The 15,204-nt window shown below is 44.0% G+C and carries 14 protein-coding genes and 1 tRNA gene; 4 read left to right on the plus strand and 11 right to left on the minus strand.

Annotated features, from left to right (window positions below; translation table 11 throughout):
• Positions 1-170 precede the first annotated feature (170 nt).
• The 10 genes from AC56AD_RS07410 to AC56AD_RS07455 form a co-directional block, all read right to left on the minus strand.
• Positions 171-1,424 carry an alpha/beta hydrolase gene (locus tag AC56AD_RS07410; protein WP_012508208.1) on the minus strand — a complete coding sequence of 418 codons (1,254 nt, stop codon included), beginning with the start codon at positions 1,422-1,424 and terminating at the stop codon, positions 171-173.
• 20 nt (positions 1,425-1,444) lie between these two features.
• Complete coding sequence (locus AC56AD_RS07415) at positions 1,445-2,155, minus strand: hypothetical protein (RefSeq protein ID WP_012508209.1); 711 nt, start codon at positions 2,153-2,155, stop codon at positions 1,445-1,447.
• A gap of 5 nt (positions 2,156-2,160) precedes the next feature.
• Complete coding sequence (locus AC56AD_RS07420) at positions 2,161-4,422, minus strand: caspase family protein (RefSeq protein ID WP_012508210.1); 2,262 nt, start codon at positions 4,420-4,422, stop codon at positions 2,161-2,163.
• A 471-nt stretch (positions 4,423-4,893) separates the two neighbouring features.
• A complete protein-coding gene (fxsT, locus tag AC56AD_RS07425; protein WP_012508211.1) occupies positions 4,894-8,745 on the minus strand; it encodes an FxSxx-COOH system tetratricopeptide repeat protein in 3,852 nt (1,283 codons plus the stop codon).
• 486 nt (positions 8,746-9,231) lie between these two features.
• Positions 9,232-9,360: a hypothetical protein gene (locus AC56AD_RS07430; RefSeq protein WP_263053203.1), complete on the minus strand. Its 129-nt coding sequence runs from the start codon at positions 9,358-9,360 to the stop codon at positions 9,232-9,234.
• A 2-nt stretch (positions 9,361-9,362) separates the two neighbouring features.
• Positions 9,363-9,791, minus strand: a complete 429-nt coding sequence (locus tag AC56AD_RS07435; protein WP_012508212.1) for an arsenate reductase ArsC — start codon at positions 9,789-9,791, stop codon at positions 9,363-9,365.
• Between the two features lie 120 nt (positions 9,792-9,911).
• Positions 9,912-10,973: a permease gene (locus AC56AD_RS07440; RefSeq protein WP_012508213.1), complete on the minus strand. Its 1,062-nt coding sequence runs from the start codon at positions 10,971-10,973 to the stop codon at positions 9,912-9,914.
• Between the two features lie 60 nt (positions 10,974-11,033).
• Positions 11,034-11,333, minus strand: coding sequence for a thioredoxin family protein (locus AC56AD_RS07445; RefSeq protein WP_012508214.1), 300 nt, complete (start codon positions 11,331-11,333; stop codon positions 11,034-11,036).
• Positions 11,334-11,385: 52 nt separating this feature from the next.
• Positions 11,386-11,721 carry an ArsR/SmtB family transcription factor gene (locus AC56AD_RS07450; RefSeq protein ID WP_012508215.1) on the minus strand — a complete coding sequence of 112 codons (336 nt, stop codon included), beginning with the start codon at positions 11,719-11,721 and terminating at the stop codon, positions 11,386-11,388.
• Positions 11,722-11,917: 196 nt separating this feature from the next.
• The gene (locus tag AC56AD_RS07455; protein ID WP_012508216.1) at positions 11,918-12,337 is read right to left on the minus strand and encodes a c-type cytochrome; all 420 of its coding nucleotides are present in this window, start codon (positions 12,335-12,337) and stop codon (positions 11,918-11,920) included.
• Positions 12,338-12,624: 287 nt separating this feature from the next.
• On the opposite strand from AC56AD_RS07455, the gene AC56AD_RS07460 reads away from it, so the two are divergent.
• The 3 genes from AC56AD_RS07460 (at position 12,625) to AC56AD_RS07470 (ending at position 13,663) form a co-directional block, all read left to right on the plus strand.
• A complete protein-coding gene (locus tag AC56AD_RS07460; RefSeq protein ID WP_012508217.1) occupies positions 12,625-12,852 on the plus strand; it encodes a YgaP family membrane protein in 228 nt (75 codons plus the stop codon).
• A 207-nt stretch (positions 12,853-13,059) separates the two neighbouring features.
• On the plus strand, positions 13,060-13,188 hold the full coding sequence (locus AC56AD_RS07465) for a hypothetical protein (RefSeq protein WP_481859529.1): 129 nt from the start codon (positions 13,060-13,062) through the stop codon (positions 13,186-13,188).
• 166 nt (positions 13,189-13,354) lie between these two features.
• The gene (locus AC56AD_RS07470) at positions 13,355-13,663 is read left to right on the plus strand and encodes a HigA family addiction module antitoxin (RefSeq protein ID WP_012508218.1); all 309 of its coding nucleotides are present in this window, start codon (positions 13,355-13,357) and stop codon (positions 13,661-13,663) included.
• Between the two features lie 7 nt (positions 13,664-13,670).
• On the opposite strand, the gene AC56AD_RS07475 is transcribed toward AC56AD_RS07470, so the two are convergent.
• A complete protein-coding gene (locus AC56AD_RS07475) occupies positions 13,671-14,978 on the minus strand; it encodes a DNA recombination protein RmuC (RefSeq protein WP_012508219.1) in 1,308 nt (435 codons plus the stop codon).
• Positions 14,979-15,106: 128 nt separating this feature from the next.
• On the opposite strand from AC56AD_RS07475, the gene AC56AD_RS07480 reads away from it, so the two are divergent.
• A tRNA-Cys gene (locus tag AC56AD_RS07480) sits at positions 15,107-15,177 on the plus strand.
• Positions 15,178-15,204 lie beyond the last annotated feature (27 nt).

Genomic DNA, 15,204 nt, shown 5'->3' on the forward strand with positions numbered 1-15,204 from the left:
CACTACAGGGGCACCAGCTTATTACAAAGGTTTTTGATGGCTTAATATTTACCAACGGTATTGAGGAAACAGTTGCTGCTTAGAGGGTCAATACACAACATTTTGAAATTGCTCGCAGTCGTAACACCAGGAAAAAAGCATAAATGTCAGCCTAAATCCTGAACTTTTCGCTACGAAATAAACTCCCAGTATTGTTTCCCATATCTCTTCTTTGCGACAAGTCCAGCTCTGTCTTGAGGATGAGAGCCGTGCTTAATGAGTTCAAAAATATCAGTCAAAACCGACCGATTGTCTCCGAAATAAGAATGTCCATCCATACTCGTATTTATAGCAGTGACATCGACGGTGTCAACTGAAGGAACTATCACTAAACCCAAGCCAGAATCGCCCGCTCGAGGGTACTTATGAAACATTTTTGAAGCCATGATAGCTTTGTCATTCGATGAAGCATACAAAGTAAACTGGTCAGCTTTCTTGCTAAAGTGACCAGCAAGGTTTTTAAATATTGAGGCATCAATATCGGGAGCAGCAAAAACGACTTGACCGATACTTGCTTGCTGTGTATCCAAGGAAGAGGTCATAAAAGCAAGAGTGTCGACAATCAACTGGGCTCCCATACTATGAGCAATAATATGAATCTTCTCTGCGCCCAAGTTCTCTCTAACGACGCGCAAGAAATCTACAAACTGAGGGCATGACCATTTAACATTGGTTTCATCTACCACATATTTGGTACGAGCTCCCTCAGAAGGCCAACTATACAATCCTATAAAACCTTCAAATTTAAGATCATAAGCGATTTGTGCTGCACGAGTGAGCGCATCAACAAATCCTGTATAGTAACCATGCACGAAAATCATAACCTCTTTCTTTGAACTCTGCTTCAGCGCATTTTGTACATTTATCTCAAACGTCTCTATCGGTAATGTTTCAACTCCCAACAATACGATATGCTTCTCAGGATCTTCGCGAAATTGCAGTCTCCACAAGTTCATTTTTTCTATCTTCCCCATCCTATGATCATCAGGAATGCTTACTTTGGCAATGCCAAAAGAAAGATCGTCACGTTCAGAACCATAAATAACGGCTCCGTCAACCTTGTCAACAAAGGCTCGATCCGTGCCATAAAAAACGGGTACAGAAACATAGCGGTGCTTTTTAACACCATCACAAAACTGAGCTGGGCCTTTCGCTTGATATGGTGCAATTGCCTGATTGAGCAGGGTATAAGCTGCATCGAATCGTTTAAACAAAGCAAAAATTAAACCCTGCACTAACTCCTCTTCTCTACCTTTAGAGCCCTCAAGAAGGCGCAACAGTGTCAAAAGTTCAGACTCGAAAAGCTCATAATCACTACCAGAATTAATTACTATCTTATCCCAAATATCAGCAATTGCTTGTGTCAGAACGTCTGATTTGATCATAAATGACCGCTAAAATAAAATTATGAAAAAGTAAGTCCTTTCTGGAGAATATCAATCGCAGACAGCAAACGTTGCACATCTGGATCCTTCAGTCTTTCAAGATCCGATGCCATACCCTTTAGAACATCAAGAGTTCTTTCCGGTGACTTGATTTCTGCTTTTGCAATAAAAGTTTTATACGCTAATTCAGCCTTTTCTGTATTTCCAAGCAAAGCCATACAGTCACCGAAATCAGCCCAAGCCCAACCGCTATCACTCAAACTTTTATCCCTACGCAGACGTGTCTCTATATATTTAGCAAGTTTCTCGATTTTGGGTTTAAGCTTCCCAAGACGTTGGTTTCCCAGAATCAAATCGGATTTTATTGCATTCAGCCGATTATAGGTACTCGATAGCTCGAAGTCCTGCTCCAGTTCCGCACCTTCCGAATAAATAGCTAATGCCTCATTTTGTAATCCAAGCCGTTGAAATAGACCTCCCTGAGCACCTAAAGTTTCAACAAGCTCTCGTAACAGTAAGTCTTGATCATTGGACAAAGAATTACTCATCGAATATAGTTCCCCCGTGTATGGTCGAAGCAGCTCCAAGGCTTTATTCAACACAGCCAGACCGGAACGAAATGAATCAAGCGCAACATCTTCCTTACCGACTTTACGCATCGCATCGCCTTTCTTCCGATACGACTTCGCTTCATCCTGTTTATCTCTAACTATCTTCAAAAAATCGGGCATAACATTCATTCCAGTTTATTGAGTTGGTCTTCAATATATAAGGCAAGTTGAACTGAATTATTATCACCAAGATCATAAAGAGCATCTTTCACCGAACGACCCAAGTCATGATAGATATCTACATCATTCTGAGTCGTTTGTGCTTTTACTCGATATTCCAAATAGAGCCATGCTGCTATGCGAAGTTCCAGAGCAGCCCGTTCACTATCCGTTTTGTTAACACGACTACCCGAAAACAATATCTGGGGTGTCGCAACTTTCCCCTGCTGCGTGTTATGGAGAGCATCTGCCCTCCTCTTGAGATCTTCAGCAAGCGGCAGACTTGCTTCCTTTACTTTGCCTATAACGTCAAGTAGCACACGGTGAATACGATTGTAGCCAACATCACCGTCAAGATGGGGATCGCGCTCTACCAGTGCTTCTACTACCTCTTCAAAGGGGGCTGAGGAGTTGTCATGACATTCATAAGTAATAGGATTGAATAGTCGATGAATATCATCAGTTTGAACGAGTTTATGTTCAGGTGTTTTCTCCCCTCCTGTGAGACATTGACGATCAATGATGTGTACTGCACCCCATTCACTGACAGCAAGCCTTACTCCAAGTTCCAGAAACACTGATGCATTGTATTCAGACCAGTCTACTACACATCCTGTAGTCCGACGAATTTGTTCAAAAAGACTTTGCCAGATAAGCTGGGAGGTGCCATAGTCAATAATTCTCTCAATTTCAGGTTTATATCTCTTTTTATTCCAAAGGACGGTTTTAACTTTTCTTTTAACATATTGCCAATTACTGCAGTGATTAAAAGAGTATGAACAAAGAACAAGAATACGCTTTTTTACATCAATAATTGAGCTTGCGTCATAGTCCGAACCCAGATCTCTCAATGCATCAAATGCAGGAAGATCAAGATAGCGAGGATGTCGCGACAATTGATGGAATCCGGTCTCAACTCGACGGACAAATCGTGCTACGACAGAATTCTCATCTACCAATGTTTCTTCAGGAGCATGTGAATTAATGTTGAGTTCCTGTAGGTTGAAAGGAATTTCAAGCGGTTGTCCCTCATGCCACCCCCCGCCATAGCTGCAAATACTGAGTGACCTGCGACAAGCGGATCGAATTCCGATGAGCAGCATAACTCCTGGTTCGAAACCGGTTACATCGAAAATCACGAGATCAGCTTCAACTACAGCACGTATTGCCTGATCTAACCGTTCATGATTTGTGTAAGCATTGGTCACAGAAAAAACACCAAAAGAAACTACAGATGACTCAAATGTATTCGGTAATATACGTTCTTGACCAGAAACAAGCTTTTGATGATTGAAAGCAAGAATGAAGGCGTCCCAGATTCTTTCGCCTGTAGATCCCACAAGTGCTTCATCAACAAGTTCTTTCAAGCCCCAGTCAGGTGAAAATTGAGGGTCTGTCTCGGAAATCACAACGAGACAATGTAGCTTATTGGGATCAAACAACGGCCATACCGAAAAACACCTTACATTACCATCTGTCCCGAATATGGGTCTTTTTAGTACATCTTGTTTTTCTGCCGAAAGTTCACCATAACTTAATCGCGGTTTTTGATTTTGAAGATAGGAGTGTTCACTAAGGACTTTTAAGCAAAACTTCTCAACACAATACATGAACTGAATCAATGAGAAGCAATTACCATTATCGAGACAATCCACAAGTACTTTCGTAAACAGACTGGAAGCCTGCTCTTCTGAAATGGTCAAAAGTACTTGGCATATCTCATTGGAGGCACAACCAAAATAACGAATAAAACGAGCCTCTTCAGGCCTCATTAACCGCGATTGATCCCCCCATTCTGCACCGCCCTTTGTAACCGGAATATCTGCTTTGTCACGACATGCATCAATTATAAAAAGAACAAGTCCAATACTTGAGTCTGCAACCGTTTGACTTAGATCGGTAGAAACTCGTTGATTACGACTGGTTAAAGCATCTTTCCGTGATGTCCCAGCAGGGATAATACAGTCTACGTTATCCAATAACAACCCATGGCCTGTAAAGTAAAGAATACGAATATCTTCAGATCCACCGTCTGAACAGAAAGAGCGAATTACGCTGTCAAGCACGCTGGCATTAGTCAAAACTTCTGGAGGGCAAATCTCCACCTCATATCCGCATGCCTCCAACGAAGAACTCATAAGCTGGATATCCTGGCGCACAGCAGGCAAAGAAACAAATCCCTCACCATACTCTTCTGCTCCAATGAGAAATGCTTTGCGACTGCTCACGTTGTGATCCTTGGCTTAATTTTTCTAAAATGTTAAACTGTATATCTTTATTCAGGATCTTTTTAATAATTCGCCCATAATGTAAGTATCTCTCCGCACTGTAAAAATTGGCTCTTCGCGGAATTTAATGGAAATAGAGTAATAAAGATTTGGCTTGACGTAATCTCAACTCATAGAATGAGTCAGAACATAAACCTATGATAAAGGTGATGACCATGCCGATAACCCATAGAGACAACATCTTCAACTATGCAAGCACCAAACAGCCAAGACAGTAGGAATAAGCCTATACGGCTAAATCTACCTTCGAAATGTCTCGGCGATCTGCTAAGAAAGCTTCGAAAACGACCAAACCAAAATATTCTTTTACCTAAGAAAACGGAACCATCTTATCGTCTGATGACGTATTAATGCTTCACTTCAACCCATTAAATTCCACGAATACCCTAAAAATTCATTATCATTCCGTTATTATCCTTGAGATGCCACTGGCTCTACAGAACACCATTCAGAAAAACGATCAAGACCTTTCAGTTTCTTTTTATCACAAAGTGCATCTGAAAGAGCATTTAGAAAAACAAAAGCACTCTCCGACAATCGTTTTTCGAGATGATTAAGCACCGGCTTGAGTTTCCATTCATGAAATTCACGTTCTGTTTTTAGAACAGATTTCAAAATACCCATGTGCTCTTCAAGTATATTTCCATCAAGAAAATCAAACAGGATTTGTAAAAAGAGAATTCTTGGAATAACATAAGGCTCTGCCTTTTCTTTGTTTTCCAAAGCCTTCGACAACATTTTGCGCGCATTATCATCTCTGTCTGTCACGATAAAAAGACGTACCAACTGGCAACATATACCTGGTATTTGAAAGTTTTGATCCAGAACAATTAACAACAGTTCCTCAGCACGTTTATATTCGCCTTTAAGGTAAAACTGCAAAGCAAGCTCCCTAAGTGAGACAAGGCTTGCGGTATCACTTTTTCGCACCTTTACCTCAATGTATCGATCCCTGATTTTTAAAGATTCTTCGATTTTATTCGACTTTTCCAGTAACTCCGCCAGCTTTAAAAGACTGGCCAGCGTGTTCGGGTGTTCTTTCCCCAACTCACATTCATTAATTTCGATGACTTTGTCAAATAAAGCCTCGGCATGCTCATATTCACCTTTTTTTGCAAGCAGATCCGCAAGATTGCTCATCAGGATGAGTGTGTCGGGGTGTTTTGGCCCCTGAATTCTTTGCTTGCCTTCCAATGCAAGGTTAAAATACTGTTCAGCCATTTCATAGTTTTCGATACGAGTGAAAAATATCGCTAACTGGTTCATGCTGTTATAGGTCATAAGATGCTCCTTACCATAGAGGCGCACATTTGTTTCAACTATGCTTTTGAATAATTTTTCGGCCTCCTCATAATCGCCTTTTTCACGCAAAAGCTCTGCATAGTTACCAAGAACAACCAGCGTATCCCGATGATCCGTACCTCGTTTTTTTGTAAGTCCATCCAAAGCATCCCTGTACATTTTTTCAGCGCTTGCTTCATCACCTGTTTCATCATAAAATATTGCCAATCGATTTATACTGTTAAGAGTCATTTGATGCTCATCTCCTCGAACACGCTTGTTTGTCTCCATGACTTCCCTGTAAATCTTCTCGGCCTGCATACGCTCTCCTGAGTGCTGAAGTAAATTTGCAAGATCGGACATAATTTGCAATGTTTCAGGACGGTCGGATCCCCGGTCAAGACGCATGCCATCAATGGCCTTCCAATACAAAGGTTTAGCAACAGCTGCATTACCAAGGAATGCATAAAAATTTGCCAGCATATAAATCGAGCGAAGAGTACGATAATGCTGTGACCCTTGATTATTTTCGTTCAAATCCAAAGCTTGCTTTAACAATTTCTCCGCTTGAGCACAGTTATCAATCCGGCAATAAAATGATGCCAGATCATTCATTGTATCAATCGTAGAAGGCTCACCAGAGCCAAGCACCCTTTTTCTGGTTTCAAATACCTGCAGCAGCAGTTTTTCGGCTTCATCGAAATCAGCACGTCTTACCAGCACCCACGCAAGCGATTCCATGTTTTTTAAGGTATCAGGGTGTTCTTCACCCAAATGCTTTTTTTTGTTTACAAGTGAAGAACAAATCAAATCCTCGGCTTTGGCCACTTCTCCCTTATCCAAAAAGATATCCGCAAGACTCGTCTCTGCCATCAGTGTCCGCCAATGGAATGGACCGTTGACTTTCGCATGGGTACTCAATGCCCGAAGCATCAACGGTTCAGCTTCAGCCAGGCGACCATAACTGCTCAAAAAACAACCATAGTTATGACGTGTCTCACCCGCCGCCTCACTTTCTTCACCAAGCACCAGACAGCGTCCATCCAATGCCTCTTTGTAAAGAGTTTCTTTTTCTTCTTCAGCAGAAAAATCAAGCATCAGCGCAAGATCATTCATGGCGAGGAAGATCTCCGGATCATCAGGGTCGAGATATTTCTGTACCCATCTTAAAACTTTGCGCTGGATTGGAACTCCATCCTTATTTCGTTCTTGCCCCATATAGTACAGTGCAAGCATTTTCATCAGCTCAATATTCCAATACTCCTCTTCTAATTTGCTCAAGATGCTATAAATTGCTTCAGCATGAGAAATAAGCAACCGCCATTTCATCCAATTCTCCGGCCTGTATGATTCTTTCGGAGCAAATAGTTCAAGCATTTTAGCCGCAGCTACTACTGATGGAGCTTTTACTTCCAAAGGCATTTGATCCCGGGTAATTTGCAGTACTACCCGATGCAAACCAACGCAAGGGGTTCCCTGTTCATCGACTTTTTTGGTCATTGAATAGGCAATCAACTCACCAAGAGCAAGTTCCGGATCAATATCACTTTTTTCCAGTCCGGACTTTTCAACAGCAGCACTGATGATCTCAATGACATTGCGATCCGAGACCATTCTGCGAGGAATTGGATCAGGTGCAAACCATGACAGAATACGAAACAGAGTCAATGCTGCCGGGCTTAATGCTCGTGCTGTCGTTTCCCACGTGATTGATACACTTCGATCGTAAAGCTTCACATTCCTGTTACACCATGTGCAGGTATTTCCTCCTTCTCTCCATCGGGCTAGATAATCTGCAAGTGAAAGCCCTCCATCCCGATTTTGAATGTATGCCCCAGCTTGTTCAAGTACCAGAGCCAGACCACCAAGTTCCCTGGCCAATTCTTCAGCAACAGCTTCATCATGAGGCGTTTTGAGTCTTAAGTCGTTTGTCCTCTCGAGCAGAAACTTTTTTGATTCCTCTATAGACAGAACATCGATCTCTTGCTGTGTTGCAGAGTACCTCCAGTCATGATTTCGTGATGTGATGATCACATGCCCTTGACGAAGTGCTGGCAATAACTTTTTCACACTCTTCACACTGGATTGCTTATCGGCATTGTCGATGATCAAAAGCCATCCCGGATGCTCAGAAAGCCAACTGATCACAGCAACCATCCGGATATCATCCAGATTGCATTCCCACTCCTGAAGGTTAAGAATGCCCGGCGCAGCCAGATCAGCAACACTGCGGCGCAATTGAGCCGGGGTAGCTGCCACAACAAACAGTTCAGCGTTATAACGTTCTTGATATTTCCATGCATATTCAATTGCCAATCGGGTCTTTCCAATACCCCCAAGTCCGGAAATGACCTGACGACAAGAAACATTATTGTTCATGTCCTGATTATCTTCAAATCTATTTCGAAGCTTTAGAACCTCATCTGTTCGACCTTTGAAAATTGTGCTGATTGAGTCCGGTATGTTACATGGTTTGTGTTTTTGAACTGTCGATGAGCCTCCACTAGGTATTTGCTTATTGGAATTCGTGAAAACCAGACCGGTTCTATTCACAATCGCCATAAAAAGTCGTTCCAGATCCCTCGTGAGATCAAATTCCATACTGTGTGTATGAGTCAACCCTTTTAGTCTGTCGGGAAATGCTTTCTCCAACAATGGTTTAAGGTCATGTAGATAGAGAGGAATGATTTTGATACCTTTCGCAAGTGCAAAAGCGAGTTCATATGCAAGTACATCGTCATCACGATCAATACGCCGCACAAAGTTCTCATCATGAGCCGATAGCCATTCTGGACCAATCAAAGCTAAAACAACCAACGTCTTTGAGAGGGCGGTTTCAATTTTTTCTCGCCAATGATCTCCGGGTTCGATCGTATTTCGGTCAAGAAAAACATGATCTTCCCCGAAACATTCAGTTAATTTTCCTGCAAGCGATAATGCTAGGTCTTCGGAATCTGCTTTACGATAACTGATGAATATCATATGCTTATACTCATGATTGTTAGTGAAACAGTCGCTAATAATTCCTCAGTCCAGATCGCTCAATCAGCAATATCAATTTATTCGTGTCAAACAGGCTGGCTTTGCGTTAAAAAAGATTGGCATCATCAATATCAAAAAACAGCTAAAGTTACACATTAATACACTTCTTTGTAAAAGTAAAAGCAAAAAGAAGAAAATCAGATGATGATGCCTGATGTTTGTCAGAGCGACTGATACACAAGCTACGCGTCTGCCTGTTCGATCTCATCCATCGAACGGATACTGTCATAATTGAAAGATTGGTGACGCCACAAGGGCAATTTAGGAAATCCCAAGATAGATAAAGACAGTGATGACGATAGATATTAATGGCAACAGCTCTGATACCAAGCCATTTCGGCAGCACTGTAAGAAATAGCCAAGCACATTGAAGATCGAGTCGAAAGCGACAAGCCCAGCAGCATACACTGTTATGCCTTGGCAAGTTCATTCCATCCAAAAACCGGGAATGGCGGGATAGAGCCAGCCGGAGAGCACCCCGACACCCATCGCAAGGAAAATCCAGAGCTTCAGATTGCGGTCGAGAAACGACAACTGTTTTGCAGCGATACCCATTGTTATTTTCCTTTCAGATTTTCGTTATAGAATTGTCTGAAACGCTGGTTTATTTCGTCTCGGACACGACGGAAAGTGGCAAGCACCTCCTCTTTTGTCCCTTCTGCCTCTGCCGGATCGTCAAAGCCAATGTGTAACCGATGTTCCACCTTGCCGATAAACACCGGACAGGAGTCGTTGGCTCCGTCGCACACGGTGATCACATAATCAAAAGCTTTTTCAAGAAAGGTATCGACACTTTTCGGGAGGTTTGTACTGATGTCAACCCACTCTTCACGCATCACTTTGACCGCAAGGGGATGAACCATTGCTGCAGGTTTCGTACCTGCAGAATAAACTTCAAGTGAGGAATCGAATGAACGAAGAAACCCTTCAGCCATCTGGCTGCGGCAGGAGTTTCCGGTACAGAGGATCAGGATTGATTTTTTCATTGCTGTTTTATTGTTTTAAAGCTCCATTACTTGACTGCATGTGCTCTTTTAAAGCTGCGGAAGGACTACATATCGGCAGCTCAGGGTTTACATTCCTTGATATGACGAGTTCTAATGCATTCACAAAACAAGATTAAAGACAAAACCGACGATCATGATCCCTACAGCCACAACGCCAGCAAACACGGCGATAAGCTGAGGCTTGAGCACTTTGCGGAGAATGATCATCTCCGGGGCAGAAAGGGCTATGACGCTCATCATGAAGGCCATTACCGTGCCAAGTGCCGCCCCTTTGCCGAGCAGCGCCTGAACAACGGGAAGAATACCTGCTGCGTTGGAATACATGGGAACGCCAATCAGTACCGCAACGGGAACCGACCACCAGACACTTTTTCCCATCAGTGAAGCCATAAAGTTTTCCGGTACATAGCCATGGATTCCAGCGCCAAGCCCAACACCGAGTACGATATAAAGCCAGACTTTGCCAACAATCTCTCGAACATGGCTGACTCCTTCCTTCAGGCGCAATGGCCAGCTTATCACCTCTCCCTCCGCTTCGGCAGAAACCTGACTCTGCTGCAGTTTCTGCACCCACTCTTCCAGATAGCGCTCCATCTTGAGCTTGCCGATCACCAGTCCGGCAACAATTGCAATCATGAGTCCCATCCCCATATAGAGGAGGGCAACTTTCCAGCCGAACATGCCGAAAAGTAATGCAAGGGCAACCTCATTGATCATTGGCGCTGAAATAAGGAAGGAAAAGGTAACACCAAGTGGTACCCCTGCCTGCAAAAAGCCAATGAAAAGCGGTACCGCCGAGCAGGAGCAGAAGGGTGTCACAATGCCGAGACTTGCCGCCATAATGTTGCCGACACCGATACGACGACCTGAAAGAAGGGCCCGCGTCCGCTCGGCAGAGATAAAAGTATGCACAACCCCCATCAGAAACACCACAGCGGTGAGCAGCAGAAGGACTTTCGGCACCTCATAGATGAAAAAGAAGAGCGCCTCACCAAAACTGCTTGTCCGGGTAATTCCGACAAACTGAAGAGAGAGGGCGGCAAACCATTCAAGATTGTTGTAAACCAGGAACCATAGCCCTCCTGCAACAAAAACAGCGGAAATCCATTTCACGCTTTCCATACGAAGCGCTTTGCGTGATTGTTGTCCCATGCTTTCCATCGTTTTTGATACTATTGAGTTATCGTCTGTTCTCTTTTCATCCTGCCGGGCAGATAGCTGTTAACAGCAGCTTGATTTGCCATTTTCCTTGCTGCCATGAGAACCGCAGCAACAGCCCTGTGGTTTGGCTGACAGCATCTCTTTCAGCTCATCATAAGAAGGGGTGCGGCCTTTACAAACTACACGTTCATCAACGACAAGGGCCGGAGTTGAGAGGATATTGTAAGCCATGATCTGCTGCATATCCTCCACTTTTTCTACGGATGCATCAATACCTTCCGCAGCAATTACCGCTTTCACCGCATCAGCGAGTTGATTGCACTTTGCACAGCCGCTGCCAAGAATTTTTATCTTTTTCATTTTTTTCTGTTAAGGGTTTATTACAAATGATTGATTATGAAAAAAATTGTGTTCAGCAATGATTACAGCCGAATACCCGATCGGGCCTGAAATAACGCTCAAAAACCGAGTAGGCTTTCCGCCAGTTTTCGCGATGAATGCAGTAACGAACTTTCGGCGGGTTTATCTCTCCCTGTATCAGGCCTGCCTCAAGCAGAGCTTTCAGATGCTGTGAAATTGTTGACTGCGCCATAGGAATCAGTTCTGTTAACTCACCGGTAAAACAGCATGTTTGACTGGCAAGAAGCGTCAGTATCTTTACTCTCACCGGATGACTCAGCGCCTTGGCAAAGAGGGCAAGAGACTCCTCCTCTCCACTGTACTCAACGGTCAACAATGATCTTTGCATAATCCTCTTTTTTAGTTCATCGTAAATGTACGATAAGATAACGAAACAATCAAAAAAAAATCTGCATCAATACCGCCTGAAACCCTCTCTGACGGTATTGATGCGATCGTACAGAGTGATAAAAAAAACGTTTATATCCAGCAACCGAAGGCTGCCGATTGTTCACCAGAGCAGCAGCAATTCAGTGGATAGCTCACTACGGATTCATTCGTCTCCGCCCTGCTCCCTGCCCTCCGAATCCCCGGCCTCTGCCCATAGCAGGGTTGTACTGATCCCAGACCCATTCGGCAACAGCCTTCAATTCGACAGCCGACAGTGGACTTGCCGGCATGAGACCAAATCTTGCAATGGCTCGTGAATCAATAGCGTTTCGCTTGTCTGGTGATTGTAAATACCCAACAAGATGATTGACGCCCTCTGCTTTTGTCTGAAAACGCAAATGATAGTGGGAGGCAAGAGGAACAATAGGCGGCGCTGATTTTGGTGGTGGGTTAACAGAATGGCAGACACTGCAGTTTCTGATGAAAATCGCTTGACCATCCAGAACATTCGTCGTGGCATTTGATTCCGTGTTAAACAGTAACCCAACACAAAAAAAAAGAAATAACCGTTTCATGACTCATCAACAATGTTTCCATTAAAGAGGTGTTCTCATCATATGGCACAATTACTCCTGAATGATAGCGAAAATTATATCAAATCAAGACACAGACCTCTCCAGTCACCACTCTTCTACCTTGCAGTACCATTGAAATTTTGCTCACCAGCGTTATCATACGATACGGTTGCGAAAAATAGTTGTAAGAGAAAGATTGCTTCTCATGAAAAGAGATTGTAACTTCGAGCGATATGTTGTCTTTTTCTGGCCAGCGAGGCTGGTTCATCTTTTACAAGTGAGAATTTATGGAACAGAATATTGGACAAATCGATAAAAAAATCCGTGTCGGCGTCGGAGTTGCAATCATACTTGCAGGCTTCGCAACACAGTCGTGGTGGGGAGCTGTTGGAATTGTTCCTCTTCTGACGTCATTTGCAGGTTTTTGTCCCCTTTATACCCTGCTGGGAATTTCGACATGCACAAAAAGTTGCCGCGCTGATAAACCCGGCAAGGGTGGTTCATCGAAATCCTGAAAATAAAGAGATAACAAGCTGTAAACCATGCGGTTAACGCAACGGGTGCAGCTTGTTATCTTAGTAATAATCAGGAGTGTCCGCCGACAACGATCCGCATGATGTTGACAGGTTAAACGACGAATTGAGAGCGTTCCCACAGCAGGTTTTTCCGTCACGTCAAAACTACGCACCCCATACTTATTTGAAATCAAGAGGATATGTGCCTTGTTACGCAGACCAGGTTTTGAGATTTCACAAGCTATCTTCAGGATATATTCGATCAGCCGCTCTCTGGCAGGTCGCCATGGCATGAGCCATCAAGGGAACAACCTTGACTGCAAGCGCTATCCCTGAACTCTTATTTCAACAATTACGAAGAAAAAAAGGTAAGGCAAAGAATTAAAAAAATCCCTTGTAAGGAGAGAGAAGAATAAAAGAGGTGAAATCGATAAAAAAATGGTAACGTGTTTGCGCGCGGTTCACATATTGCAAATGATGGTTACCATGAGGAAATTGGACAATGGTTGTTAAAAAATTTTTGCCGCTTCATCCTGGAACTGTTCTGCTTGAAGAGTTCCTTACACCCATGAATCTCAGCGAAAACAGAATTGCCGAAGATATTCATATCCCTGTTTGGCGAATCAACGATATTATTGCCGGGAAACGGTGTATAACCGCCGAAACCGCTCTGCGTCTTGCCCGCTATTTCAGTACCCCGCCCCAGTTCTGGTTTGGACTGCAGATGGATTATGATCTTAAAGTCGCCCTGAACAATGAGGGTGCAAAGATCGAGCGTGAAATCAAGGCCTATGATGACTCAAGATCATAAGCCTCGTTTACTCGCTTTCGACCGCACCATCTTCCGCATCCGCAACAAGGTCTGGCGGTATCTGGCGCGTTACCTTGGCACCGAGCCGGCGAATCTCTTCAACCCTGCCAACAAGATTTCCACGTCCCTCTTTCAGCCGTTTCAGAGCCAGATCAAAGGAGTCTGAAACTCCTGAAAGTTTTTTACGTGCTTCTGTCATAGCCTCGACTACAAGAAAAACCTGGTCATAAATCCGTCCTGCCTTTTCAGCAATAAGTTCGGCATTGCGGTTTTCATTCTCCCGTCGCCATATCTGTACAATCAGTTTAAGGGTGATCATCAGCGTTGTGGGACCGCACAAAACCACATCTTTGCCTGCGAGATCGTAAATCAACTCCGGATCATTTTGCATAACGGTCTGCCAGGCTGGTTCGAGAGGAATGCACATGATAACAAAATCGAGCGTCCGGTTGCCAGCGATACTGCTGTACTCTTTTGCCTGCAGATCGCCAATATGACGCCGCACGGAGTGCACATGCTCTTTGAGAGCTGTCTGGCGTTGCGGTTCCTGATCGAGAGAACAGAATCGTTCATAAGCTGTCAGCGAGACCTTGGAATCAACTATCACCGCCTTGTTTCCAGGCAACAGTACCATAAAATCCGGACGTCTGAGTATCCCGTCCTCCGCCCGAAAACTCTCCTGTACCAGGTATTCACGACCTTTTTCAAGACCTGAAGCCTCAAAAATCCTTTCAATGATCATCTCACCCCAATCACCCTGCTTTTTCGAGTCACCTTTTATGGCTCGTGCCAGCATGTTGGCCTCATCACTCACCCTCCCGCTCAACTCCTGCAGTTGACGCACCTGTTCAATGAGGCGTGTGGACTGCTCTGTATCACGGCTATGCACCTCCTCAACCCGTTTGCGAAAAGAGTCAAGCTGTTCACGCAAGGGTTGCAGAAGAGCATCCATTCGTTCCCGGTTTTCGAGACCAAGCGCCCTGCCCCGCTCCTCAAAAATCCTGTTTGAAAGATTTTCAAATTCGATTTTCAATCGCGTTTCCGACTCCTGCATAAGAGCTATTTTTTCCGATGAGCTGCGTTGCTCGTTTGCCATATCAGCTTCAAGACGGGTAAACTGAATCCGCAGGTTTTCGAGTTCCAGGGATTTCGATTCAAGCCGCAAAGTGGATGAACGTGCCTCATCTTCGATACCCTGAAGACGCTGAAGTTCAATTTTCAGTGGAGCATCCCGCACGATACGATAAGCAACAAAGGCAAGAAGGAGAAAGAGTGGGAGAAAGAGTAAAACAGAGATAGCTGTGGTCATGAGCATTGCCCGATTTAGGGAATGAAAAGCGGAGACCCTTTTGCCAGAAAATAATGTTTATCCCCAGAGGAGACAAATAAGGGTGTACGGATTTGTAAAGAATAACTTTTTTCTTACCTTAACACTCTCGTAACGGCGAAGTGGCCGAGTGGTTAGGCAGAGGTCTGCAAAACCTTCTACAGCGGTTCGAGTCCGCTCTTCGCCTCCCTGATATAAACAGAAAAAGCCTGCA

This window comes from Pelodictyon clathratiforme (assembly GCF_982375515.1).

What these genes read in the sequence shown, in the direction of transcription:
- AC56AD_RS07470 (WP_012508218.1), top strand. Translation starts at nt 13,355, where the DNA reads ATGGTTGTTAAAAAATTTTTGCCGCTTCATCCTGGAACTGTTCTGCTT.
- AC56AD_RS07445 (WP_012508214.1), bottom strand. Translation starts at nt 11,333, where the DNA reads ATGAAAAAGATAAAAATTCTTGGCAGCGGCTGTGCAAAGTGCAATCAA.
- fxsT (WP_012508211.1), bottom strand. Translation starts at nt 8,745, where the DNA reads ATGATATTCATCAGTTATCGTAAAGCAGATTCCGAAGACCTAGCATTA.
- AC56AD_RS07455 (WP_012508216.1), bottom strand. Translation starts at nt 12,337, where the DNA reads ATGAAACGGTTATTTCTTTTTTTTTGTGTTGGGTTACTGTTTAACACG.
- AC56AD_RS07440 (WP_012508213.1), bottom strand. Translation starts at nt 10,973, where the DNA reads ATGGAAAGCATGGGACAACAATCACGCAAAGCGCTTCGTATGGAAAGC.
- AC56AD_RS07475 (WP_012508219.1), bottom strand. Translation starts at nt 14,978, where the DNA reads ATGCTCATGACCACAGCTATCTCTGTTTTACTCTTTCTCCCACTCTTT.
- AC56AD_RS07450 (WP_012508215.1), bottom strand. Translation starts at nt 11,721, where the DNA reads ATGCAAAGATCATTGTTGACCGTTGAGTACAGTGGAGAGGAGGAGTCT.
- AC56AD_RS07460 (WP_012508217.1), top strand. Translation starts at nt 12,625, where the DNA reads ATGGAACAGAATATTGGACAAATCGATAAAAAAATCCGTGTCGGCGTC.
- AC56AD_RS07435 (WP_012508212.1), bottom strand. Translation starts at nt 9,791, where the DNA reads ATGAAAAAATCAATCCTGATCCTCTGTACCGGAAACTCCTGCCGCAGC.
- AC56AD_RS07415 (WP_012508209.1), bottom strand. Translation starts at nt 2,155, where the DNA reads ATGCCCGATTTTTTGAAGATAGTTAGAGATAAACAGGATGAAGCGAAG.
- AC56AD_RS07430 (WP_263053203.1), bottom strand. Translation starts at nt 9,360, where the DNA reads ATGGGTATCGCTGCAAAACAGTTGTCGTTTCTCGACCGCAATCTGAAG.
- AC56AD_RS07410 (WP_012508208.1), bottom strand. Translation starts at nt 1,424, where the DNA reads ATGATCAAATCAGACGTTCTGACACAAGCAATTGCTGATATTTGGGAT.